This window comes from Vibrio sp. SCSIO 43135 (genome assembly GCF_023716665.1).
Taxonomy (GTDB): Bacteria; Pseudomonadota; Gammaproteobacteria; order Enterobacterales; family Vibrionaceae; genus Vibrio; species Vibrio paucivorans.
In genome coordinates, this window is sequence record NZ_CP071859.1 from 912,848 (window position 1) to 935,766 (window position 22,919).

Consider the following 22,919-nt stretch of genomic DNA (forward strand, 5'->3'; position numbering starts at 1 on the left):
CGAAAACGTTTTATTTCCTAAAGCCCTAAACAGGCTTTAAAAACTAGCCCACTCACCAAGGGCTACTGACGCAATTTCTACTTAGATTAACTTGAACCCGTGTTTTGACTCTGAGTTCTGATTCTTACGGTCATTTCGGTATGTTTAAAATCAATGAGCTAGGCTAGAGGTAAAAATGTTTCTCCGTCATTTCTATAAGGTACTCACGTTAATGGTTATTGTGAGTGTGAGTGGTTGTTCTTTGCTTGAGGTGAAGCTCGACAGCCAAACAACGCCTTTGACCAAACAAGAGTTGAATATGCGTATTTTGACGCGAGAGTATGCTCAGCTATTTTTTACTCAGGTCGAACAGTCTGCCGATGAAATTTCCGCTACGTACGATAGCCAAGATACCGTGCACCAATCCTATGTTCTGCTTTGGAAGATTAACGCAGAAGAGGGACTGCAAAGTGCCGCATATCAAGCCTCTCCAACAGCCGCGTTGATCGACAGCTGGGTATTTACTTACCAGATGGACCAGTTTTTCCAATCTGAAGCGGGCTCAACGCTCTTTTTAGGAGATTCAGCCCAAGCCACTTCTGCTCGTTTGCTAACAGAGATTGATGCATTGGCGAAGTCGCTGCTCAAAGGGGATGTGTATCGTTCAAGTAAAGAGTTTGTAGAGCAGTTTTCCTCTGAGCAACCATTTACCGATCTTACTTTTTTCCGCACGCCTGCTTACCGACCATGGCTAGCTCACAGCGGTATTGCGGAAGATGAAGCGGTGACGACTTTAGGGACTATGCCTGAAGCCATGGGCGATGTGTCTGACAGATTGAGCCTTGTAACCGAGCAAACACCAAAGATCATGAACTGGAAAGCCCAGCTGATCGCGATGAATAGCAGTGTCAGTGGTGAAGAGTTTACCGCAACGATGGAGAGTTTCCGTAAAACGTCAGAGTCTTTCCAGGATTTTGTGGCGAACAATCCCGAATATATGCGTAATTTAGCCGAGCAAATGGCGATAGAACTTCAACCTTTGGTTAATGATATCGACGCAAAAACGGATGCTAAGTTGGTTCAACTTAGTGGCGAGCGTGCAGCGTTAGAAGCTATGGTTGCTCGTGAGCGAGCTGAACTGGTGGATATGATTGAACGAGAACGGAAAGCGATTGCGGTAATTGTCGCAACAGAGCGTGAGAAGTTCACTCAAGATATCGATAAAGTCTCGCAAGATGTGTTGACGTTAGCGATGGATAAGTTAGTCAGCTTGATTAAGAGTACTATCATCTACTTTGTCTTGTTTATCATTGCGATTTTCTTTGCTCCACTTGGCTTAGGCTACATGCTAGGTAAGCGGGCTGCAGTGAAAGCGAAGTAAACCTTAAACATGAAAAAGAGCGCCGAATAGGCGCTCTTTTTGTATCCATAACGCTATTGTCAATTAAGCGCTCTGCTTCTCTAACTGGACTTCTTCTTCAGCAGTTGCCTCTGCGGTTGGTTCGCACTTATCGACAAACCAGCCCATGTAAGAAGAGAGGATCGTGACGATGATACAAATAAAGCTTAACCACATGAATGGCGCGTACGAGAGTGTAGCGACACCCAAAATGCTTGCCATATAGATACCGTTATCACTCCAAGGCACCATTCCTGACGTGAGTGTGCCTCCAAACTCAGCATTTCGAGATAAGTTCTTGCGTTGGTAGCCTAAACGATCGTAGTTCTTAGCACAGATTTTTGGCGTCAGAATGAGTGATACGTACATAGCCGAACCAAACACATTTCCCATGAAGGCTGTACCAATTGTGCTGGTAGCTAGTGAACCGGCGCTGTTGACCCTACGCTCGAACAACTTGGCGATAGTTTCAAGCACCCCAACTTTGTCTAGTAGTCCCCCGAAGCCTAAACCGAAAACAATAACTGCGACGGACCCCAGCATCGAAGACATACCGCCACGGTTGAGAATAGAATCAATAAACTCTACCCCTGATTCGATCGAGTAAGGTGCCCATGCCGTGTTGAAAGCACGCAAGAAATCGACATCTTGAATCATCACTGCCCAAATGATCCCCAGTAGAGAGCCAAAACTGATGACAGGGAAAGAAGGCATACGCATCGCAAGCAAGCCAAGCACTATTAAGACCGGAACAAATGAATAAGGGGTAATGTAAAATTGTTCATCCATCGCATTTATCACCGACTGAACCTGAGACATATCGACGTTGCCAGCGTAGTGGAAACCAAATGCGGTGAATAGAATCCCAGTGATGATGTAGCTGATCAATGCTATAGGCAGCATGCCCTTGATGTGTTCTACCACTTCAACGTTCGACATAGATGAAGCGAGAATAACCGAATCAGACAAAGGAGATAGCTTATCGCCAAAGTAACATCCTGACAGTACCGCACCTGCCGTTATCGGTGCAGGCACACCAAGGCCTTGACCAATCCCCATCATCGCAATACCTGCTGTGCCTGCTGCTCCCCAAGAAGTACCTGTCGCAAGTGCTGTCAAAGAACAAATGATCATAGTCGCGAGGAGGAAAATTGACGGGTGGATTGCCTGTAGACCGTAATAGATGATAGTTGGAACAATACCGCCAGAAATCCACGTACCAACCAAGGCACCAACCGCCAGCAGAATCAGTACCGCACCTAGCCCGTTAGAAATACCGTTCAAGGCGGCTTGTTCTAATTGTTTGTAGCTGTGCCCAAGGCGAACGCCAAGTAACATGATGATAAACCAGCCAATATATAATGCGAGCTGAATGGGAAGATCGAGCTTGGCAGTGAATGAAAACGCCAATAATAGAAACAAGCCAAGCGAAATAATCACTTGCAGCAAGTTAGGTAAACGAGGAGTAATGTGCTTCATAAGAGCCTCAGATCCGATTGAAATATTGTGAACACTACCGCGCTCATCAGGATGTGAGGTGTACTTTACAGTGCTTGGAGTAATATATCGATAAATCCTCGCTCTATTGTGATTGTAGTCTGCGTAAACGTTTGTATTTAGTTTATTGTTTTATTATTGGTTAATATTCATGGTTTGAAATGTTTTGTAATGTAAATTTTATGTGTCACAAGTGATTGTGAAGAGCTTAGTGGTGAGTAAAAAGCGGATTCATCCATGAAAATATCGACTTATTCGCCTTTCAAGCAAAATGGACAGGCAATAACTCGAAATTAGAAAGAAAAAGTTACGAGTTAGGGCATTTTTTGCTTGAGATTTTGTGTAGAAAATTGAAGTATGGAGGAAGTCGTTTTTTAAAGAATACACGGAGAGTAATGTGATGAGAGTAGGTTTAGTTGGTTGGCGCGGTATGGTTGGTTCCGTATTGATGCAACGTATGGTTGAAGAGAAAGACTTTGATCTTATCGAACCAGTATTTTACAGCACCTCTCAAGTAGGTATACCTGCACCTAACCTTGGTAAAGATGCAGGTATGCTTCAAGATGCATTTGACATCGAAAGCTTAAAGCAGTTGGATGCTGTGATTACATGTCAGGGCGGTGGATACACTGAAAAAGTGTACCCAGCACTGCGCCAAGCAGGCTGGAAAGGTTACTGGATTGATGCAGCGTCAACACTTCGTATGGATAAAGACTCCATTATTACGCTTGACCCTGTTAACTTAGCGCAAATCCAACAAGGCATTCATTCCGGAACCAACACTTTCGTTGGTGGTAACTGTACAGTGAGCTTGATGCTGATGGCACTTGGCGGCCTATACGAAAAAGGTATGGTTGAGTGGATGAGCGCAATGACGTACCAAGCCGCATCGGGTGCAGGTGCGAAAAACATGCGTGAGCTTATCTCTCAGATGGGCGTTGTGAATGACTGTGTAAGCTCTGAGCTAGCTAATCCTGCAAGTTCTATCCTAGATATCGATAAAAAAGTTGCCGACACGATTCGTTCATCTTCTTTCCCAACCGATCAATTTGGTGCACCTCTAGCTGGTTCATTGATTCCTTGGATCGATGTGAAGCGTGAAAATGGGCAAAGCAAAGAAGAATGGAAAGCCGGTGTCGAAGCAAACAAAATTCTTGGCCTAGATGGTCAGCCTATTCCGATCGATGGTACATGTGTTCGAATTGGTGCAATGCGCTGTCATGCTCAAGCTCTCACCATTAAGCTGAAGCAAAATGTACCAATGGATGAGATCGAAGAGATCATAGCAACGCACAACGATTGGGTGAAAGTGATTCCGAACGATCGTGATATTACTGCTCAAGAGCTTACTCCAGCGAAAGTCACGGGTACTATGTCTGTACCAGTAGGGCGACTACGTAAGATGTCTATGGGTGATGACTTCCTCAATGCCTTTACTGTTGGTGACCAACTGCTATGGGGTGCTGCTGAACCACTTCGTCGTACGCTACGCATCATTTTGGCAGAAAAGCAGTAACTGCTAGTAAGAAAACTCTGAAAAAGCGCCAAATAAGGCGCTTTTTTTATATCCCGCCAATTTGTTGAACCGTATTCATTTAACCTGTCGCTCTGTTATTCGGCGAGGTAGGTATGATGAAAGGTGAGTTGGGCTTTACTCTTATTGAATTGGTCGTTGTGATTGTGATTTTGGGTGTTTTGTCTGTGGTCGCGGCACCGAGGTTTCTTAACTTCAACCATGATGCAAAAGCCGCAGTCATAGAGGGCATGAAAGGGTCAGTTGATGCTGCCGCTCAATTTGCGTACTCACGTGCCGCGATAGACAACGAAGAAAATAATCCGAGTTATCACATTGAAGTGGGGGGTAAAAGCGGCAACGTCGCCTTTGGTTACCCAACGGTAGAAAGGGGTGGGATGGAAAACTTTCTCAATGCTGAAAGTGGTTACCATGACCTAGACGCAGAGTGGACTTGGGCGGCATACAATAGTGGTGGAAGCGTATCCGATCCAGACTATTGGCTGGTGACGCAATCGAAGTTTATTGCGAATTATACGGGCTCCGACTTTAACAGTGCGATTGAGGATAGTGGTTGCTATGTTAAGTACACTGCTTCGATGGAACAAGGTGCGTCATTCGAAACTCAAGCATATACTGACGGTTGTTAGCCTTCATTAATTGATTATAAAGCGCTCCTTTAAGGAGCGTTTTGTGTTTCATCAACTGGGACGACTCTTTGATCGGGATCGGCCAGTTCACTACCGCAATGCTTACAAAAAGTGGCATCGGCTTCGTGCCCTGATTTCGAACAATTTGGGCATTTTACTAGCTGTCGATGAGAGTTCATCTCTTGGTTGAGCTCTGCGGTTATGATACCGGTGGGAACTGCAAGAATGGAGTAGCCAAGAAGCATGGTCATGGAAGCGATTGCCTGACCAAATGGGGTCTTGGGTACCAAATCTCCGTAGCCTACCGTCGTAATTGTCACAATCGCCCAATAGATACTTTGAGGGATGCTAGTAAAGCCGTGCTCAGGTCCTTCAATCACATAAATAAGGGCGCCAAAAATGGTGACTAAAATCGCAACCGTGCTGAAGAAGATGAATATCTTACGTCGCGCCATCAGTAATGAGCGCAGTAAAATATTAGAATCTTGTAGGTAACGCACCAACTTTAGGATTCGGAAGATACGCATTACACGCAGCAGGCGGATCACACCCATAAACGAAGCGGACGGGAAGAAGAAGGCCAAATAAGTTGGCAAGATGGCCAACAGATCCACGACGCCATAAAAGCTTTTGGCGTAAGCCTTCGGTTTCGGCGAGCAATAAAGCCTCAATATGTATTCGAGTGTGAAGAGGAACGTAAAAGAGTATTCGAAGTAGCGCAGTACCGATGCCCATTTCGGGCCAATGGATGGAATTGACTCAAGTACTAGCACCACCAAAGAGCTGATGATCGCGATGATCAAAGCGATGTCAAAGATCCGGCCCGCACGAGTGTGCGTTCCAAAAATAATGACGTATAAGTGATGCTTAAGGGAGTTTCTTGGCATGATAAAGCGACCTATTTTCTAAGTCGCCCTATCATACCAGAATGATTGATTACGCCAATCCTGGAAAGAGGTTGCGCAGGCCGTTAGCGATGAACTCAATCCCCAGAGCACCCAAAATTAGACCCATGATACGAGTAATTACGTTGATGCCTGTTTGTCCTAAGAAACGAACGATGAGTGGTGCCGAGCGAAATAGCAGCCAAGAGCATAAACAAAATAGGCTAACGGTCACAATAATTCCTACGGTATCCATCATGCTTGGGTAACGCGCGCCATAGACTATTGTTGAACTTATCGCGCCAGGGCCGGCCATCAGGGGCATGGCTAGTGGCACCACACCGATTTGCTCTCGGCTAACGTATTCGGATTTCTCTTGCTTGTTCTGTTTATCTTCACCGAGTTTACCGCTCATCATTGAGAAAGCGATGCTAAGTAGCAATAAACCACCTGCGACTCGAAATGAGTCTAAGGAAATGCTGAACATATCGAGCAACATTTGCCCCGCAAGTAGAGAAATAATCAAAATGATGGCCACAGCGACATTCGCTGTAGTGGCTGTCTTTCGTTTCTCTTCTACGGTCATATGTCCAGTGAGTGATACGAATACCGGCATGATGCCAACTGGGTTTACCGCAGCGACTAAGCCAAGAAAGAACTGTAGAAAGATAGCTAACTCGAAGGTTTGCATAGCGTTGATCTCAAAAACATCACACAAGTGAAATTAATAAAAAGTAGCCTGATTGTTTCAAACTTCAAGTGGTTGAGAAAGAACCGCTGAGAGTGAAACATCGCTAATGTAAGCGAAAGGAATCAATAACTCGAATGAAAAAAACTAACTTGTTGAGTATTTCATTACTGAGAAAAACTAATCATTCACTCTCTTAGGATCGATCCAGATACCAATTGTTACGTATTATGAGTAGAACAGATTCTAAGGATTGTATAACTGTTAACATTCGCACATTTCCCATAAAAACAATGAAGGGGTCTAGAGCAAAATGTCAGTTTGGATATACTCTCAGTAGCACAAGGATTGCGGACTACATGTAATTTTGTAGTCTAAAAATGAAACTTTTTTACAGATTATTGCTAATTCTAAAATTTAATAGTCTGACTGCGTCTTTTTTGTTCGAAGTGTAATTGTGACTTAAATTGTTATTTATCAGTGGTTTGTGGTGTATTTTGTGATTAACTTACCACTTATGGGGTAAATAATATTTGAGAACTGATCTGGGTCAATTTTTTTCACAGAATGAAATAATATACTCAGCCCTGAAAGCAATTTACTAAGACATCTGTTTTCAACGCACTAGAGCAACAGTGACCTTAATAAAAAGTTTTTAATATTTTATTATTTTTAGGAGATCCACTATGCCTGTAACTAATTTGGCTGAACTAGATGCACTAGTCGCACGCGTTCAAGCAGCTCAAGCTGAGTTTGCTACTTTTTCTCAAGAGAAAGTCGACGCAATCTTCCGCGCAGCTTCTCTAGCAGCTAACCAAGCTCGTATCCCGCTAGCTCAACAAGCGGTAGCAGAGTCTGGCATGGGTATTGTTGAAGATAAGGTAATCAAAAACCACTTCGCTTCAGAATTTATCTACAACAAGTACAAAGACGAAAAAACGTGTGGTGTTCTAGAAGAAGACGATAACCTAGGCACTATGACTATCGCAGAACCTGTAGGTATCATCTGTGGTATCGTACCAACGACTAACCCAACATCTACAGCAATCTTCAAATCTCTAATTTCTCTTAAAACTCGTAACGGCATCATCTTCTCGCCACACCCACGTGCGAAAAACTCTACTAACGATGCAGCGAAACTGGTTCTAGACGCAGCAGTAGCAGCGGGTGCACCAAAAGATATCATCGGTTGGATTGACCAACCATCTGTAGAACTTTCTAACGCTCTTATGAAGCACGATGGCATTGCTCTTATCCTTGCAACTGGTGGTCCAGGTATGGTTAAAGCAGCATACTCTTCTGGTAAGCCAGCAATCGGTGTAGGTGCAGGTAACGTTCCTGTTGTTATCGATGAAACGGCTGACATCAAACGTGCAGTTGCTTCTATCCTAATGTCTAAGACTTTCGATAACGGTGTTGTATGTGCTTCTGAGCAAGCAGCAATCGTTGTTGATTCTGTGTACGATGAAGTGAAAGAGCGTTTCGCTTCTCACAAAGCTTACGTATTGAGCAAAGCTGAAGCAGAGAAAGTACGCAAAGTACTGCTAATCGACGGCAACCTAAACGCGAAAATCGTAGGTCAGCCAGCACCAGCAATCGCTGAAATGGCAGGCGTTAAAGTTCCAGCTGATACTAAAGTTCTTGTTGGTGAAGGCATTGGTAAAGTGTCTTACGACGACGAATTTGCTCACGAGAAATTGTCTCCAACACTAGGCCTATTCCGCGCAGACGACTTCGAAGACGCAGTTGCTCAAGCAGTAACTATGGTTGAAATCGGTGGTATCGGCCACACATCTGGTCTTTACACTAACCAAGACGTAAACGCAGACCGTATCCGTTACTTCGGTGACAAGATGAAGACTGCACGTATTCTTGTAAACATCCCAACTACTCACGGTGGTATCGGTGACCTTTACAACTTCAACGTAGCTCCTTCTCTAACTCTAGGTTGTGGTTCGTGGGGTGGTAACTCTATCTCTGAAAACGTTGGTCCTAAGCACCTTATCAACAAGAAAACTGTAGCTAAGCGAGCTGAAAACATGTTGTGGCACAAACTACCTAAGTCTATCTACTTCCGTCGTGGTAGCCTTCCAATCGCAATGAGCGACCTAGAAGGTAAGAAACGCGCATTCCTAGTAACTGACCGTTTCCTATTCAACAACGGTTACGCTGACGAAGTAGTTAAGCTGCTTAAAGAGCAAGGCATCGAAGTTCAAACATTCTTCGACGTAGAAGCGGATCCAACACTGTCTGTTGTTGAGAAAGGTGCAGAAGCAATGAAGAGCTTCCAACCTGACGTAATCCTAGCTCTAGGTGGTGGTTCACCAATGGATGCTGCGAAGATTATGTGGGTAATGTACGAGCACCCAGACACTCACTTCGAAGAACTAGCAATGCGCTTTATGGACATCCGTAAACGTATCTACAAGTTCCCTAAAATGGGTAAGAAAGCTGAGCTTGTATGTATCACTACCACTTCAGGTACTGGTTCAGAAGTTACTCCATTCGCGGTTGTTACTGACGACAAGACTGGTGCTAAATACCCACTAGCTGACTACGAAATCACGCCAAACATGGCTATCGTTGATGCTAACCTAGTAATGAACATGCCTAAGTCTCTAACAGCATTCGGTGGTTACGATGCAGTAACTCACGCTCTAGAAGCTTACGTATCTGTTCTTGCTAACGAGTACTCTGACGGTCAAGCTCTACAAGCACTTAAGATGCTTAAAGAGTACCTACCTTCAAGCTACGCGAACGGTGCAAATGACCCAATCGCTCGTGAGAAAGTACACAACGCGGCAACTATCGCTGGTATCGCGTTTGCGAACGCATTCCTAGGTGTTTGTCACTCTATGGCGCACAAGATTGGTGCTGAGTTCCACTTACCACACGGTTTGGCGAACGCACTACTAATCTCTAACGTTGTACGTTACAACGCGAACGATAACCCAACTAAGCAGACTGCATTCTCTCAATACGACCGTCCACAAGCACGTCGTCGTTACGCTGAGGTTGCTGACCACCTAGGCCTAAGCCAAGAAGGTGACCGTACTGCTCAGAAGATTGAGCGTCTACTAGCATGGTTGGACGAGCTGAAAGGCGACCTAGACATTCCTAAGTCAATCAAAGAAGCAGGTGTTTCTGAAGCTGACTTTGTAGCGAAACTAGATGAGCTAGCGGTAGAAGCGTTTGATGACCAATGTACTGGTGCGAACCCTCGTTACCCTCTAATCACTGAGCTGAAAGAAGTACTACTAGCTTCTTACTACGGTAAAGCATTCGTTGAAGGTGAAACTTTCGAAGGCACGACTGTAATCAAGAAGAAAGCAGACCAAAAGCCAGCTGAAGCGCCTAAAAAGGCAAAAAAAGAGAAAGCTGAAGCGTAATAGTAAGGTTTAGTTTGAGATAGATTTTCGCTAGCACGAACAATCTACATCGGGAAATATGACAAGCCCCAGCCGAAAGGTTGGGGCTTTTTTTATTTGGAATAAGGGATATTCCACAAAACCCCGATATCATTGATAGTTTAGTCAGAACTTATTCTTTCTCTTACTTAGTTTGGTTCTGCGATATGAAAAAATACACTGCAATTGCACTGACACTTCTTTTGGCTACTCCAGCACATGCGAAGCTCATCATTGATAAGCAAGGTGTCGATGAAAAAGACTATATTTACGACATGCATCAATGTGAGGAGTTAGCGAATCAGGTTGAAAAAGATAGCCGTTCTCGAGGTGCAGTAGGCGGTGCGGTGAAAGGTGCTGCGATTGGTTCTGCTGGTAAAGCAATTGCAGGTGGTTCGGGCTCTGAAGGTGCAAAACAGGGCGCAGCAGTTGGCTTAGCCGCGGGTGTGGTAGGTGGCAGCAGAGACCGCAGAAAAAACACTGAAAATTATGAACAGGAAAAGCAAACAGTGCTTAGAAACTGTATGACTAATCGAGGGTATCAAGTTCTTAACTAGAATCTATAAAGCAATAAAAAGGGGCGTGTATACGCCCCTTTTTTGTAGGCATGACAGGTTGCAGTGCTCAATTTACATCACTTAATAACCAGCAAACCATAATGTACGGGAGTCGATAAATAAATTAATTACGTCTATACCTATAGATGAACTGCATTGCATAAAAATAACAATGGTTGGCAAGGATATCGCGATGAAATTTAAAAACATCCCATTGAGATTCAAACTAGCGTTAGGGACAGGGACGCCGATGCTATTGCTAGTGTTTCTGGCGTTCATAGCCATCACAAGTTCGCGCTCGCAAGTGCAGACCAATGCTATGGTCGACCATACCCACAAAGTGATTCAACAGGCTAAACAAATCGAAGCGGCTGCAGTGGATATGGAAACCGGTATGCGTGGCTTTTTACTCGCGGGTAAAGAGGATTTCCTAGAGCCATATATTCAAGGGCAACAAAGATTCTCGGTATTAGTCTCTGAGCTAAAAACAACCGTCAGTGACAATCCGACGCAGGTTAAAAGGCTTGGTGAAATAGAGCAAACGATAAATGACTGGTTAACTAACGTTACGGAGCCCGTTATCCAATTACGGAGAGAGATTGGCCATGCTAAGACGATGGATGATGTATCAGACTTAATTGCAGAGGCTCGTGGTAAAGTGTTTTTCGATAAGTTCCGAAGCCAAATTACTTTGTTTACGGAGCGAGAAGAAAAATTACTCGCAGAGAGGCAGGCGGTCAATCGTAGTAAGTTTGACGACAGCGTGCTGACGTTGGTCACTCTCAATGAGCAGGGGTATTTAGATAAGCCGGATAGCGAAGCACTTATGAACTCATTCTCTGAGCTCAGCAGCGCCACGGATTGGGTTAACCACACCTACAAGGTCATGGCATCGGCACAGGATGTGTTAGCTGCTGCAGTCGACATGGAAACTGGTATGAGAGGGTATCTACTGGCTGGTCGGGAAGAGTTTTTAGAGCCTTATCGTCAGGGTAGCAGCCGATTCAAACAATTGGTGTCTGAGCTGAAACAAACGGTGGGTGATAACCCACAACAAGTCGCGCTACTAGAAGAAATGAATACCACCATCTCATCTTGGCAAGCGGATGTAGTGGATCCTATGATCACGCTCCGCCGCGAAATCGGTGATGCTAAAACGATGAACGATATGGCGAAGCTTGTAGGTGAAGCTCGCGGTAAAGTTTACTTTGACAAGTTCCGAGGTCAAATTTCTGAGTTTGTTGCAATGGAAGATGAGCTGATGGTCGAAAGGCAGGCTGCGGCGGTTGGTGCTGCGAAAACGGCTGAAACGACCATCATGTTGGGAACGTTGCTCGCCATTGCACTTGGAGTAGGCATATCTTGGGTAGTACTAAGAGCAATCACTGAACCTGTTAAACAGGTAGCCATCGGTTTGGAAAGCTTAGCTAAGGGCGACTTAACTAATACATTGGATATTGATTCCAAGGATGAGCTTGGTGCGATGGCCGCGAGTTATAACCAAGCAGTTGAAAAAACCAATAGAGCAATTCTGGAGGTACTTCAGACAACCGATGAAGTTGTCGATGGTTCGATGGCCATCAGTCAGGCAAACACTCATATGTCTCAAGAGCTTGGTGTGCAATCTGAGAAGATTGCCCAAATATCTTCATCGATAGAACAGATGAGCCATAGTATTCAGGAAGTTGCTGCTAAATCGTCAGAAGCGACTGCGAACGCGCAAGAAGCTGGTGTCACGGCAAACTCTGGAGGGAAAGTTGTACAAAACACTATTGAAGGGATGAATTCGATTAATGAAGCGGTAACGGCGTCGTCCAATAGTGTTTCGGAGCTGGGTAAACGTGGGGCAGAAATTGGTGAGATTATTAATGTGATCAAAGAAATCGCCGAGCAAACTAACCTGCTTGCATTGAACGCCGCTATTGAAGCCGCGCGAGCCGGTGAGGCTGGGCGAGGGTTTGCAGTAGTGGCTGATGAGGTAAGAGCACTAGCAGATAGAACAACTACTGCCACAGAGGAGATAGGGCAGTCTATCGTAGCTATTCAAAATGAAACGACGCAAGCAGTGGAGCGTATGAAGGTAGGAGCGGAGCAAGTTTCAGAAGGTTTAGCGTTAGTGAAAAAGGCTGGAGTGAGCCTAGATGAGATTGTAGACGGCGCACAAAATGTCGCGAATATGATCGACAGTATTGCGGCCGCAGCGGAAGAGCAGTCGGTAGCCAGTGGCGAAGTATCGAAAAATGTCGAAAGCGTTTCTGAAGTATCGATGCTTGCAAATGAACAAGCCAACTTAGCGGCTAATTCAGCGAAAACACTCGAGCACAAAGCGGATGCGTTGAAGCGTTTAGTCAATCAATTCAAGGTGTGAACCCAGCTACCGAAGTGGGGTTGAGCTGTTAGTGGGAAGGAATAAAAAAAGGGCTTGAATCGAATTGGATTCAAGCCCTTTTAATATGGTTTGCTGTTAAGCTAATACGTCAGTTGCGACTTTGTAGCTTGGGTCTTCTTTCACGTTGATTTCGACTAGGCTACCTGCTTTATCAAGCAACTTACGGCAGTCTGGACTTAGATGTCGAAGGTGAAGGGTTTTCCCTTGAGCCGAATAGCGCTCTGCGAGAGTTTCAATAGCTTCGATTGCTGAATGGTCGGTAACACGAGAGTCCGCAAAGTCGACGATAACATCGCTTGGATCTTCATGTGCGTCGAAGATCTCTAGGAAGTTGGCAACCGAGCCAAAAAAGACTGGGCCGTGAATTTTGTATTCCTTTGAGCCTTCCTCATTGATGTTAGTGTCTGCGTAGATGTGCTTGGCATGTTGCCACGCGAACATCAATGCTGACGCGATAACACCGACGAAAACTGCGATAGCAAGGTCGGTTAGTACAGTGACTACCGTCACCAACACAATCACAAAGAAATCTTGTTTAGGTACGCGGCGTGCCAGCTTGAACGTCGCCCATTCAAATGTACCGATGACCACCATAAACATAACACCCACAAGTGCGGCTAGTGGGATCATTTCAATCAGTGAAGACGCAAACAAGATGAACATCAGTAGCGCGATCGCTGCAACAATGCCTGAAAGGCGACCACGGCCACCAGAGTTTACGTTGATCATAGATTGGCCAATCATCGCACAACCACCCATTGCACCAAACACTGAACAAGTCATGTTCGCCATACCTTGCCCCACACATTCGCGGTTAGATTGACCACGAGTGTTTGTCATTTCGTCAAGTACAGTTAGTGTTAGCAGTGATTCTATCAGACCGATTGCAGCAAGAATAATCGCGTACGGTAGGATGATTTGCAGAGTTTCCAGCGTAAATGGTACTGATGGGATTGAGAATGTCGGTAGAGAGCCAGCAAGAGTAGCGGCTTCGTCACCAGACATTGTGCGTAGGAAATCAACAACAGTGCGAGTTTCAAGGTCCAAACCAACTACTAATCCGGTGACGGTCACTATTGCTACTAGTGATGAAGGTACGGCAGTCGTGAACTTAGGCAAGAAATGAATGATCGCCATAGTTAGGCCAACTAAGCCTAGCATCAGCGCCATTTGATCGGTTGGTAGCCAGGTTAGGGCACCCGTTAAATCTGGCGCTTTAAACTGACCGAGCTGTGCAAGGAAAATAACAATCGCGAGTCCGTTAACGAAACCAATCATAACGGGGTGAGGAACGATACGAATGAACTTACCTAGCTTGAATAGGCCAGCTGCAACCTGAAGGATACCTGCCAACATAATAGCTGCAAATAGATACTGAACCCCGTGGGTCGCGACGAGTGATACCATAACAACAGCCATTGCGCCTGTTGCGCCGGAGATCATACCTGGACGACCGCCGAAAATGGAAGTAATGAGGCCAACGATAAAGGCTGCATAAAGGCCAACCATCGGGTCGACGCCAGCGACGAACGCGAATGCAACGGCTTCAGGTACCAGAGCGAGCGCTACTGTTAAACCTGACAGCACGTCATTTTTTACAGAGTGCTTAGAAAATTGTGGGAATTCAAACATGTTTGCTCAGTATTAGCGGATGTTAGTTTTATTCTAGATGATGATTTCAACAAGCTGAGCAAAATGCATTGTAAAAGAGCAGCGTATAGAATCTCATCATTTAGAGCGAGTCGGCGAATGCTACCGAAAAGTGTGATTAAGTTCAATAATGAACCGGGGCTTGAACAATATTTGTGAGCAATATTTTTGTTGGAGATATAAAAAGGGCCGCTAAATAGCAGCCCTTTCGTTACATTGTTAGTTATGTACAACTAACAGGAATTCTAATAACCAACAGGTTTGGCCATTGCTGCGCCTGCTTGGCTGCGAGCCACTTGACTACCAGCACCTTTTGGCTGGTAACGCTCAGCGCGGAAAGGTGCAGCAACAACAGCGATCTCTTTCAGTTCCTGCGGTCCAGGTGCTTTTGCCATTGGAGCAGACGCTTGAGATTTAATTGCTTTCGGCAAACTAATCTCAGATGCTACAACGTTCGTCGGCTTGCTCTCTGGGGCAGTTTCAACAGGTGTTTTTGCTGCCGCTACTGGTTCTTGTGGTGCTTCAACCACAGGAGCTCGTTCAGTAGTCGTTACTTGTTCAACTGCTGGCGCTTCGCTTTTCACTTCTACCGATTCAACAACGGCAACGTCACGGCGAATAATCACTTTACCCATTGCCATTTCTGGACAAGCAAAGCCGCCTAGAGTTGCTACAGAAGCTACAGTTTCTACTGATTTCTCAGTGGATTGCTCCTCACGCTTTGGTTTTTGATTCGGCTTCGCTAAATCATAGCGAGGGATCACTTTACCCATCGCCATTTCTGGTGAAGCAACCCCACCTTTGCGTAGACGGAATGGGTTAGGGCGACGATCGCGACCACGACGGCGACGCTGACCACTTGCACGAAGGTGGCGTGGAGAGCGACGGTTACGACGCTGCTTCGGCTCTTCCTTTTCACCAGCCTCTGCTGACGGTTGAGCTGCAACCTCTTGTGCAACTTGTTCAGCTTTCGCTACATTTGCTTCTTCGCTTGCCTTTTGATCTTTCACTCGAACTTGCTTGTTCAGCTTACGGCGTTGGCGACGCTCTTTCACTTTAACCACTTTCTCTTCTGGTTGAGACTCAGCTTTAGTGTTTTGAGCTTCAGCTGCTAGCTGCTGGCCTTGTTCTGCCAACTGGTTCGCTTTAGCATCATCACGCTTATTACGGCGATCTTGCTTAGGCTTACGGTTTTGCTGTCTGCGTTCTTGCTTGTTCTCTGAACTTTCTGCAACTTGCTCATCGCGAGGGTTTTTACGCTTGTTACCACGCTCGTTGCGCTCATTACGATTGTCGCGGTCATTGCGGTTACCACGATTGTTGCGGCGACGTTGATCATTACGATTACGGCGTTGGCGATTGTTGCGATTTGATTTAGGCTTTTCTTCAGGTTGTTCTTCTTTCTTCGGTTCTTCTGGTGAACCGAATAGGAAGCTACCTATTGCCTTGAACAGTCGACTAATCACACCAGGCTGATTCTCTTCAGCTTTTGGTGCTTCCGGTTCCGCCGCTTTAGGCGCTGGAGTTGGCGCTGGCGTCGGAGCTGATTGAGCCGGTGCAGCAAAACCTTTGAGCGCAGGTTCTTCTAGCTTGCGAGGCCTAGCTTCAACTTCAACAGGCTCACGACCTTCCGCTTCTTTCATTGCTTCCAGTTTGTTTGGAAGAAGGTAAGACAATAAGTCAAACTCTTCACCTTCACGAACACGGATAACCTCGAAATGCGGAGTTTCCATATCTGAGTTAGGAACAACAGTGATCTTAACTTCTTGAATACGCTCGATGTGGTTTACAGAGCGACGTTTTTCGTTCAATAGGTAAGAGGCAATCGGCACTGGTACTACAGCCAGTACTTGAGACGTATTGTCTTTTAGTGCTTCTTCTTCAATTAAGCGAAGAACAGATAGAGCCAATGATTCGTTATCACGTACAACACCAGTGCCCGTACAACGAGGACAAATATGGTGGCTTGCCTCTGCTAGAGATGGGCTCAGGCGTTGGCGAGACATTTCTAGTAGACCAAAACGCGAGATTCGACCGATCTGAACACGTGCTCTATCTAGGCGCACAGCATCACGTAAGCGGTTTTCCACTTCACGTTGGTGGCGTACCGGCGTCATATCGATAAAGTCGATAACAACTAAACCACCTAGGTCACGTAGTCGCAATTGACGAGCAATCTCGTCGGCAGCTTCTAGGTTGGTGTTTAGTGCTGTTTCTTCTATATCTCCACCTTTCGTTGCGCGAGCAGAGTTGATATCGATAGAAGTCAGTGCTTCTGTTGGGTCAATAACAATTGAGCCGCCTGATGGTAAGCGAACTTCACGTTGGAAGGCTGACTCGATCTGGCTTTCAATTTGGTAGTGACTGAAAAGAGGCACTTCGCCATCGTACTTCTTAACTCGGTTAACAAAATCTGGACGTACCAAGCGGATGTGCTCAAGTGCGCGTTCATAGATAGTGTTACTATCGATAAGAATTTCACCAATGTCGCGACGTAAGTAATCACGAATTGCGCGAACAATTACGTTACTTTCTTGGTGAATTAGGAAAGGTGCTGGGTTGGAATCAGACGCTTGCTTAATTGCACCCCAGTGGTTGAGTAGAACATTTAAATCCCACTCCAACTCTTCTGCGCTTTTACCTACTCCTGCAGTGCGGACAATCAGGCCCATACCTTGTGGTAGCTCTAAAGTGCTAAGAGCTGCTTTCAGCTGAGTACGCTCGTCACCTTCAATACGACGAGAAATACCGCCCGCGCGTGGGTTATTTGGCATTAATACCAAGTAACTTCCTGCAAGCGAAATAAATGTCGTTAATGCTGCCCCTTTGCTGCCACGCTCTTCTTTCTCAACTTGTACAATGACTTCCTGACCTTCGGTTAGGACTTCTTTGATACTTGGTCGACCTTGGTAGGTATAACCTTCTGGGAAATATTCGCGAGCAATTTCTTTTAGGGGAAGGAAACCGTGTCGTTCTGCTCCGTAATCAACGAAAGCAGCTTCTAGACTTGGTTCAATGCGAGTGATACGTCCTTTGTAGATATTCGCTTTTTTAGATTCGTGACCTGGACTTTCGATATCTAAATCGAACAGTCGCTGGCCATCGACCAAAGCGACACGCAACTCTTCTTTTTGAGTTGCGTTGATTAACATTCTTTTCATTTAAAAAATCTCGTTATCTTTTCTTTTGTTTTAATTTCTCTCGTTGCTTTTAGTCGTCATCACGGTGTCAGATCCCATGGCTAAATCGGTGCAGCCTCCCGGCTGGAGGGGATGCTCTATGGACACTTCAGTCTTCACAAACACAGTTTTCAAAGGAAAACGATACTGGGCTTGTGCTCCGCAAACTGGCGGAGAATACTCAACATGAACAGACGATGAGTAGAGCAACAAGATGACTCAGCTCGACAATGTCTTACGCCGTTTGCGGCATCGCGATACTAAGTGGTCTACTCATTATTTTTTGCTCCATCGCATTTAATGTTGGCTAAATATCAGCCAAAATGCGCATTGCAGCTGTGAACTATAGCAGTGCATTGAAATATCAGCAATCTGCTTTGTTATAAACAGAATAAAAAAAACGAACCAAGTTATGCGGTGTGAGTTCTATCTGTATGTTTTTTCAATTGAATTCTTAGTGTTCGATAGTCGGCGGTCGTTTTTTATCCACAGCATTTTATCGTGGAGATAAAAATAATTATTTAAATGAGAAAAAGGGAAATATGTTGCGAAGAAAATGTGAATTAGAGCGAGTTTGAGTGATACAATAACGAAATGAGTGAAATAAGAACAAAAGTCCAGTTTGTCGAGATTGATGCCGACATGGCTGGGCAGCGTATTGATAACTTTCTACGCAATCAATTAAAAAACCTACCTAAGAGTATGATTTATCGAATTGTACGCAAGGGAGAGGTGCGCGTTAATAAAAAGCGTATTAAGGCAGAATATAAGCTAAAAGCAGGCGACTTAGTTCGAATTCCTCCAGTGACAATGGAAGAAACGACGGATGAGCCTGTGGTGAGTACTAAACTGAACAAAGTAGCAGAACTCGAACAGCACATTATTTTTGAAGACGAACACATGCTCATTCTCAATAAGCCATCTGGAACCGCAGTTCATGGCGGTAGTGGTCTTAAGTTTGGAGCAATTGAGGCGTTACGTGCGCTGCGCCCTCAAGCGAGGTTTCTGGAATTGGTTCATCGTATCGACCGAGATACGTCTGGAATTCTTCTTGTGGCCAAAAAGCGTTCAGCACTACGCCATTTGCAAGCCCAATTTAGAGAAAAAACCGTCAAGAAGTTCTATTTTGCGTTGGTTATGGGTCAATGGAAGTCGAGCTGCAAAGTTGTTAATGCTCCGCTTTTAAAGAATGAAGTGAATAGCATCGTTCGAGTGAATCCGAATGGTAAAGCGTCAGAAACACGTTTTAAGATTCTTGAGAAGTTCGAACAAGCCACATTAATCCAAGCCAGCCCAATTACTGGTCGCACTCACCAAATTCGCGTGCATACTCAATATACGGGTCACCCGATTGCTTGGGATGATCGATATGGAGACAGACGTTTTGACGCCTACACAGGAAAAGTGGGCCTCGATAGACTTTTCTTACATGCTGCTAACATCAAGTTTCAACATCCAGCGAATGATGATTGGATGGAAATTAATGCACCAATGGAAGCTAGACTTGAAAAGGCGCTGAGTGGATTACGGAAGATGACGTCTTAGGAATGTCACTAAATTTGCGAAGGGCTGATGCTTAGGACATCGGCCCTTTTATTTTCCTAAAGAACATCGAAGCCTTGGGCTTGTAACATGTCGATAAGTTCGATCAGAGGTAAACCAATAAGTGTATTAGGATCTTTGCCTTCTAGTTTTTCAAATAGAGCGATACCAAGCCCTTCGCTTTTAAAGCTACCGGCACAGAAATAGGGCTCTTCTTTGTCCACATAGTTTTCGATTTGCTCTAGTTTCAGAGTTCTAAAGTGGACGGTAAAGGTATCGACGGTCACATCTACTATATTAGTTTGATTGTTATACACGGCAAGCCCAGTAAAAAACTGAATAGATTGCCCGCTTTGGCGGCTCAGCTGCTCAATGGCTTTGTCGCGAGTATGTGGCTTACCTATGATCTCACCATCAATTACGCAGACCTGGTCGCTCCCAATGATGAGCGCTGGGTTATCATTGACGCAAGACCGAGCTTTGTTCTCTGCTAATCGCTTTACAAGCGCTATAGAACTCTCACCAGCCATAGGGCTTTCATCGCAATCGGGCTTCATGCAAGTAAAGGGTACGGCTAACTTTGCCAAGATTTGTTGACGATAGGGAGACGTTGAGGCGAGAATAAGCTGGTAGTTTGTCATAGCACAAGCCGCATGAGTTGGGATTTAAGCGCAGGATAACTCAAGAGATAATTCTGTTCACCCGATATAGAAACTGAAAGGCAAAAAAGTACAACTTTTTTTGCTTTTTCTTTGACTAAATTTGATTTGGAAGATAATATTCGCGCCCTATGCAAAAGGTAAAAATACCGCGAACGGTTGATCCGGCGAAAGCGGCTCAGAAAAGATTAGATTACGATGGCATCATCCAAGTTAGTCTTTTCAAGCGCTTAGAGGAATCAGTCGAAGGCGTAAAACGCGACGCACAAGTCTCAGTGTCATTTGGGCTTGATGAGCAGCGACTTGTTGTTATCTCTGGTAAAGCTAACATCGAAGTCGACTTAGAGTGTCAACGTTGTAATGAGGTTTTCGCACACGAATGCGAAGTCCAATTCACTTATACTCCTTATTATAATGAGAAAAGTGAAGAGGAAGCACCGGAAGAGTACGATTTGGTAGATCTGAACGAGTATGGTGAATTAGACCTAATACAATTAGTTGAAGACGAGTTCATCTTAAACTTGCCTCAAATTGCAATGCATGACGAAGCGGATTGTAGCGTTAAATCAGACAATTTGGTGTTTGGTGAAATTCCAGAAGAAATTGTGGAAGATAAGCCGAATCCATTCGATGTTTTAAAAAGCTTAAAGAAGTAACTTATTAATAAGTAAGTATCTTTAAGAAATAACATAGGAGTAGGGTCAATGGCCGTACAAAAGAGCAAGAAATCACGTTCAATGCGTGGCATGCGTCGTTCACACGATGCCCTAACTACAGCAGCACTTTCTGTAGACGCAACTTCAGGTGAAACTCACCTGCGCCACAACGTAACTGCTGAAGGTTACTACCGTGGCAAAAAGGTTATCAACAAGTAAGGTTGACCTTTGCAAAATGTAACCGTTGCACTTGATGCAATGGGCGGGGATTTCGGTCCTCGCGTCACAGTGCCTGCCGCCGTGCAGGCACTGTCGCATTTCCCAGAGCTAAAAGTGATCCTCGTTGGTGATCGCAACTTGATCACACCTCATTTATCTCAGCTTGGTTATCAAAATGATGCTCGATTGAGTATTGAACACTGTGACCGAGTGATCTCAAATTCAGAAAAACCTTCTCTAGCACTTCGCAATAGCTCAGGTAGTTCGATGGGAACCGCTATTGATCTTGTTGCAAATAATGCTGCAGGTGCATGTGTAAGTGGCGGTAATACCGGTGCTCTCATGGCACTTTCCCGTTTTCGTCTTAAGTTATTGCCTGGTATTGAAAGGCCTGCGCTAATTTCTGCACTTCCGACAGCCTCTGGTGGGAAAACATGGATGCTTGATTTAGGCGCGAATGTATCCAGCGACGCGGATTCTTTGTTTCAGTTCGCTGTAATGGGCAGTGCACTGGCAGAGCAGTATTTAGAAAGGCCTGCACGTGTAGCAATTTTGAATATAGGCGCTGAAGAAATAAAAGGTAACGACCTCGTCAAGCGCTGTGCAGAAATGCTATCTCAGACTCAATCAGTGCACTTTTCTGGCTATATTGAAGGTAATCAACTGCTTCATGACTCTGCGGATGTGGTTGTGTGCGATGGCTTTGTAGGAAATATTTGCCTCAAGGCGTGTGAAGGTACAGCGCAGCTATTTATTGATAAGTTGAAATCCCACATGATGAGCTCATCTATAAAGGGCTGGATCGCTAGAAAGTTGTTTTCTGGATTATTTACTGAACTAAAAACCCTGAACCCCGACCAGTATAACGGTGCAAGTTTGCTAGGATTGCGCGGCATTGTCATTAAAAGTCACGGAAGTGCTGATGTACCGGCAGTCGTCAACGCGATTGGAGAAGCGGTACACGAGGTCAAACGACAAGTACCCAGCCGTATAAGCGATCGTTTGGAAGCGGTTTTACTCGAGAGGCATTATTAGTCTTCATGTATAGCAAAATTTTAGGTACTGGCAGCTACCTGCCATCTCAAGTGCGCACGAATGCCGACTTAGAGAAAATGGTAGATACCAGCGATGAGTGGATCGTAGCTCGAACAGGCATTAAAGAGCGTCGAATCTCAGCAGAAAATGAAACTGTTGCGGATATGGGTTTTTATGCAGCTGAAAACGCTATTGAAATGGCGGGCATTGATAAGAACGACATCGATCTCATCATTGTTGCAACGACGAGTAGCAGTCATACATTCCCATCTTCTGCATGTCAGGTTCAAGGTAAGCTAGGCATTAAAGGTTGTCCTGCGTTTGATATCGCGGCAGCGTGTTCTGGTTTTGTATACGGGCTGTCTGTTGCCGACCAGCACATCAAATCTGGCATGTGTAAAAACGTTTTAGTTATTGGCTCAGACGCATTATCTAAGACGTGTGATCCAACTGACCGCTCAACCATCATCCTCTTTGGCGACGGCGCAGGTGCCGTAGTTGTGGGTGCGAGTGAAGAACCTGGCATTTTATCTACACATATCTACTCTGATGGACAATTCGGCGAATTACTTAGCCTAGAAGTTCCTGAGCGTGGTGGTGATGCGGATAAGTGGCTTCACATGGCGGGCAATGAAGTCTTTAAAGTTGCTGTCACTCAGCTTTCTAAGCTAGTGAAGGATACTCTCGCTGCTAACGATATGCACAAATCAGAACTTGATTGGCTAGTACCTCATCAAGCTAACTATCGAATTATTTCGGCGACCGCGAAAAAACTGTCTATGTCTCTTGACCAAGTTGTGGTGACACTAGATAAGCACGGTAATACTTCAGCTGCGACTGTACCAACAGCGTTAGATGAAGCGGTACGTGATGGAAGAATTAAGCGTGGTCAAATGCTACTACTCGAAGCATTTGGTGGCGGTTTTACTTGGGGCTCGGCACTCGTCAAGTTCTAAGCACAACACATAATCAAATTTAAGATGCCGGTAGCGGCATCTTTTCTTTCTTACTTTGTT

17 protein-coding genes are annotated in these 22,919 nt (G+C 45.0%); 11 read left to right on the top strand and 6 right to left on the bottom strand.

Going from position 1 to position 22,919, the window contains the following annotated elements:
* The first annotated feature begins 175 nt into the window (after positions 1 to 175).
* Positions 176 to 1,360 carry a chemotaxis protein gene (locus J4N42_RS04335; protein ID WP_252029995.1) on the top strand — a complete coding sequence of 395 codons (1,185 nt, stop codon included), beginning with the start codon at positions 176 to 178 and terminating at the stop codon, positions 1,358 to 1,360.
* A gap of 63 nt (positions 1,361 to 1,423) precedes the next feature.
* Here the strand turns inward: J4N42_RS04335 and nhaC are convergent, their stop codons facing one another.
* Positions 1,424 to 2,857, bottom strand: a complete 1,434-nt coding sequence (nhaC, locus tag J4N42_RS04340) for a Na+/H+ antiporter NhaC (protein WP_252029997.1) — start codon at positions 2,855 to 2,857, stop codon at positions 1,424 to 1,426.
* Between the two features lie 418 nt (positions 2,858 to 3,275).
* Between nhaC and asd the strand changes: the two genes are divergently transcribed.
* Together asd and J4N42_RS04350 are read left to right on the top strand one after the other, a co-directional pair.
* Complete coding sequence (gene asd / locus J4N42_RS04345) at positions 3,276 to 4,391, top strand: aspartate-semialdehyde dehydrogenase (protein WP_252029999.1); 1,116 nt, start codon at positions 3,276 to 3,278, stop codon at positions 4,389 to 4,391.
* Positions 4,392 to 4,504: 113 nt separating this feature from the next.
* On the top strand, positions 4,505 to 5,038 hold the full coding sequence (locus J4N42_RS04350; protein ID WP_503034215.1) for a prepilin-type N-terminal cleavage/methylation domain-containing protein: 534 nt from the start codon (positions 4,505 to 4,507) through the stop codon (positions 5,036 to 5,038).
* A 29-nt stretch (positions 5,039 to 5,067) separates the two neighbouring features.
* Here J4N42_RS04350 and J4N42_RS04355 read toward each other — a convergent pair whose 3' ends face one another.
* Together J4N42_RS04355 and J4N42_RS04360 are read right to left on the bottom strand one after the other, a co-directional pair.
* Entirely contained in the window at positions 5,068 to 5,925 is an 858-nt protein-coding gene (locus J4N42_RS04355) for an ion transporter (RefSeq protein ID WP_252030000.1), read from the bottom strand.
* Between the two features lie 49 nt (positions 5,926 to 5,974).
* Positions 5,975 to 6,613 (bottom strand): YchE family NAAT transporter, encoded by a 639-nt coding sequence (locus tag J4N42_RS04360; protein WP_252030002.1) that lies wholly within the window; start codon positions 6,611 to 6,613, stop codon positions 5,975 to 5,977.
* 683 nt (positions 6,614 to 7,296) lie between these two features.
* Here J4N42_RS04360 and adhE point away from each other — a divergent pair.
* The 3 genes from adhE to J4N42_RS04375 all read left to right on the top strand — a co-directional run bounded on the left by adhE (position 7,297) and on the right by J4N42_RS04375 (position 12,942).
* On the top strand, positions 7,297 to 9,999 hold the full coding sequence (adhE, locus tag J4N42_RS04365; RefSeq protein ID WP_252030004.1) for a bifunctional acetaldehyde-CoA/alcohol dehydrogenase: 2,703 nt from the start codon (positions 7,297 to 7,299) through the stop codon (positions 9,997 to 9,999).
* 185 nt (positions 10,000 to 10,184) lie between these two features.
* Positions 10,185 to 10,574: a complement resistance protein TraT gene (locus tag J4N42_RS04370; RefSeq protein ID WP_252030006.1), complete on the top strand. Its 390-nt coding sequence runs from the start codon at positions 10,185 to 10,187 to the stop codon at positions 10,572 to 10,574.
* 193 nt (positions 10,575 to 10,767) lie between these two features.
* The gene (locus J4N42_RS04375) at positions 10,768 to 12,942 is read left to right on the top strand and encodes a CHASE3 domain-containing protein (RefSeq protein ID WP_252030008.1); all 2,175 of its coding nucleotides are present in this window, start codon (positions 10,768 to 10,770) and stop codon (positions 12,940 to 12,942) included.
* Positions 12,943 to 13,038: 96 nt separating this feature from the next.
* Here the strand turns inward: J4N42_RS04375 and J4N42_RS04380 are convergent, their stop codons facing one another.
* Both J4N42_RS04380 and rne read right to left on the bottom strand, forming a co-directional pair.
* Positions 13,039 to 14,595 (bottom strand): SulP family inorganic anion transporter, encoded by a 1,557-nt coding sequence (locus tag J4N42_RS04380; protein WP_252030010.1) that lies wholly within the window; start codon positions 14,593 to 14,595, stop codon positions 13,039 to 13,041.
* Between the two features lie 263 nt (positions 14,596 to 14,858).
* Positions 14,859 to 17,774, bottom strand: coding sequence for a ribonuclease E (rne, locus tag J4N42_RS04385; protein ID WP_252030011.1), 2,916 nt, complete (start codon positions 17,772 to 17,774; stop codon positions 14,859 to 14,861).
* Positions 17,775 to 18,386: 612 nt separating this feature from the next.
* On the opposite strand from rne, the gene rluC reads away from it, so the two are divergent.
* On the top strand, positions 18,387 to 19,337 hold the full coding sequence (gene rluC, locus J4N42_RS04390; RefSeq protein WP_252030012.1) for a 23S rRNA pseudouridine(955/2504/2580) synthase RluC: 951 nt from the start codon (positions 18,387 to 18,389) through the stop codon (positions 19,335 to 19,337).
* 56 nt (positions 19,338 to 19,393) lie between these two features.
* On the opposite strand, the gene J4N42_RS04395 is transcribed toward rluC, so the two are convergent.
* Positions 19,394 to 19,975 carry a Maf family protein gene (locus J4N42_RS04395; protein WP_252030013.1) on the bottom strand — a complete coding sequence of 194 codons (582 nt, stop codon included), beginning with the start codon at positions 19,973 to 19,975 and terminating at the stop codon, positions 19,394 to 19,396.
* A 149-nt stretch (positions 19,976 to 20,124) separates the two neighbouring features.
* Between J4N42_RS04395 and yceD the strand changes: the two genes are divergently transcribed.
* From yceD to J4N42_RS04415, 4 genes are read left to right on the top strand one after another with little or no spacing between them, the layout of a single operon-like run.
* Positions 20,125 to 20,649 (top strand): 23S rRNA accumulation protein YceD, encoded by a 525-nt coding sequence (yceD, locus tag J4N42_RS04400; protein ID WP_252030014.1) that lies wholly within the window; start codon positions 20,125 to 20,127, stop codon positions 20,647 to 20,649.
* Positions 20,650 to 20,697: 48 nt separating this feature from the next.
* Entirely contained in the window at positions 20,698 to 20,868 is a 171-nt protein-coding gene (rpmF, locus tag J4N42_RS04405) for a 50S ribosomal protein L32 (protein ID WP_004414666.1), read from the top strand.
* A gap of 9 nt (positions 20,869 to 20,877) precedes the next feature.
* Positions 20,878 to 21,903 carry a phosphate acyltransferase PlsX gene (plsX, locus tag J4N42_RS04410; protein WP_252030015.1) on the top strand — a complete coding sequence of 342 codons (1,026 nt, stop codon included), beginning with the start codon at positions 20,878 to 20,880 and terminating at the stop codon, positions 21,901 to 21,903.
* 5 nt (positions 21,904 to 21,908) lie between these two features.
* Positions 21,909 to 22,859 carry a beta-ketoacyl-ACP synthase III gene (locus tag J4N42_RS04415; RefSeq protein ID WP_252030016.1) on the top strand — a complete coding sequence of 317 codons (951 nt, stop codon included), beginning with the start codon at positions 21,909 to 21,911 and terminating at the stop codon, positions 22,857 to 22,859.
* Positions 22,860 to 22,919 lie beyond the last annotated feature (60 nt).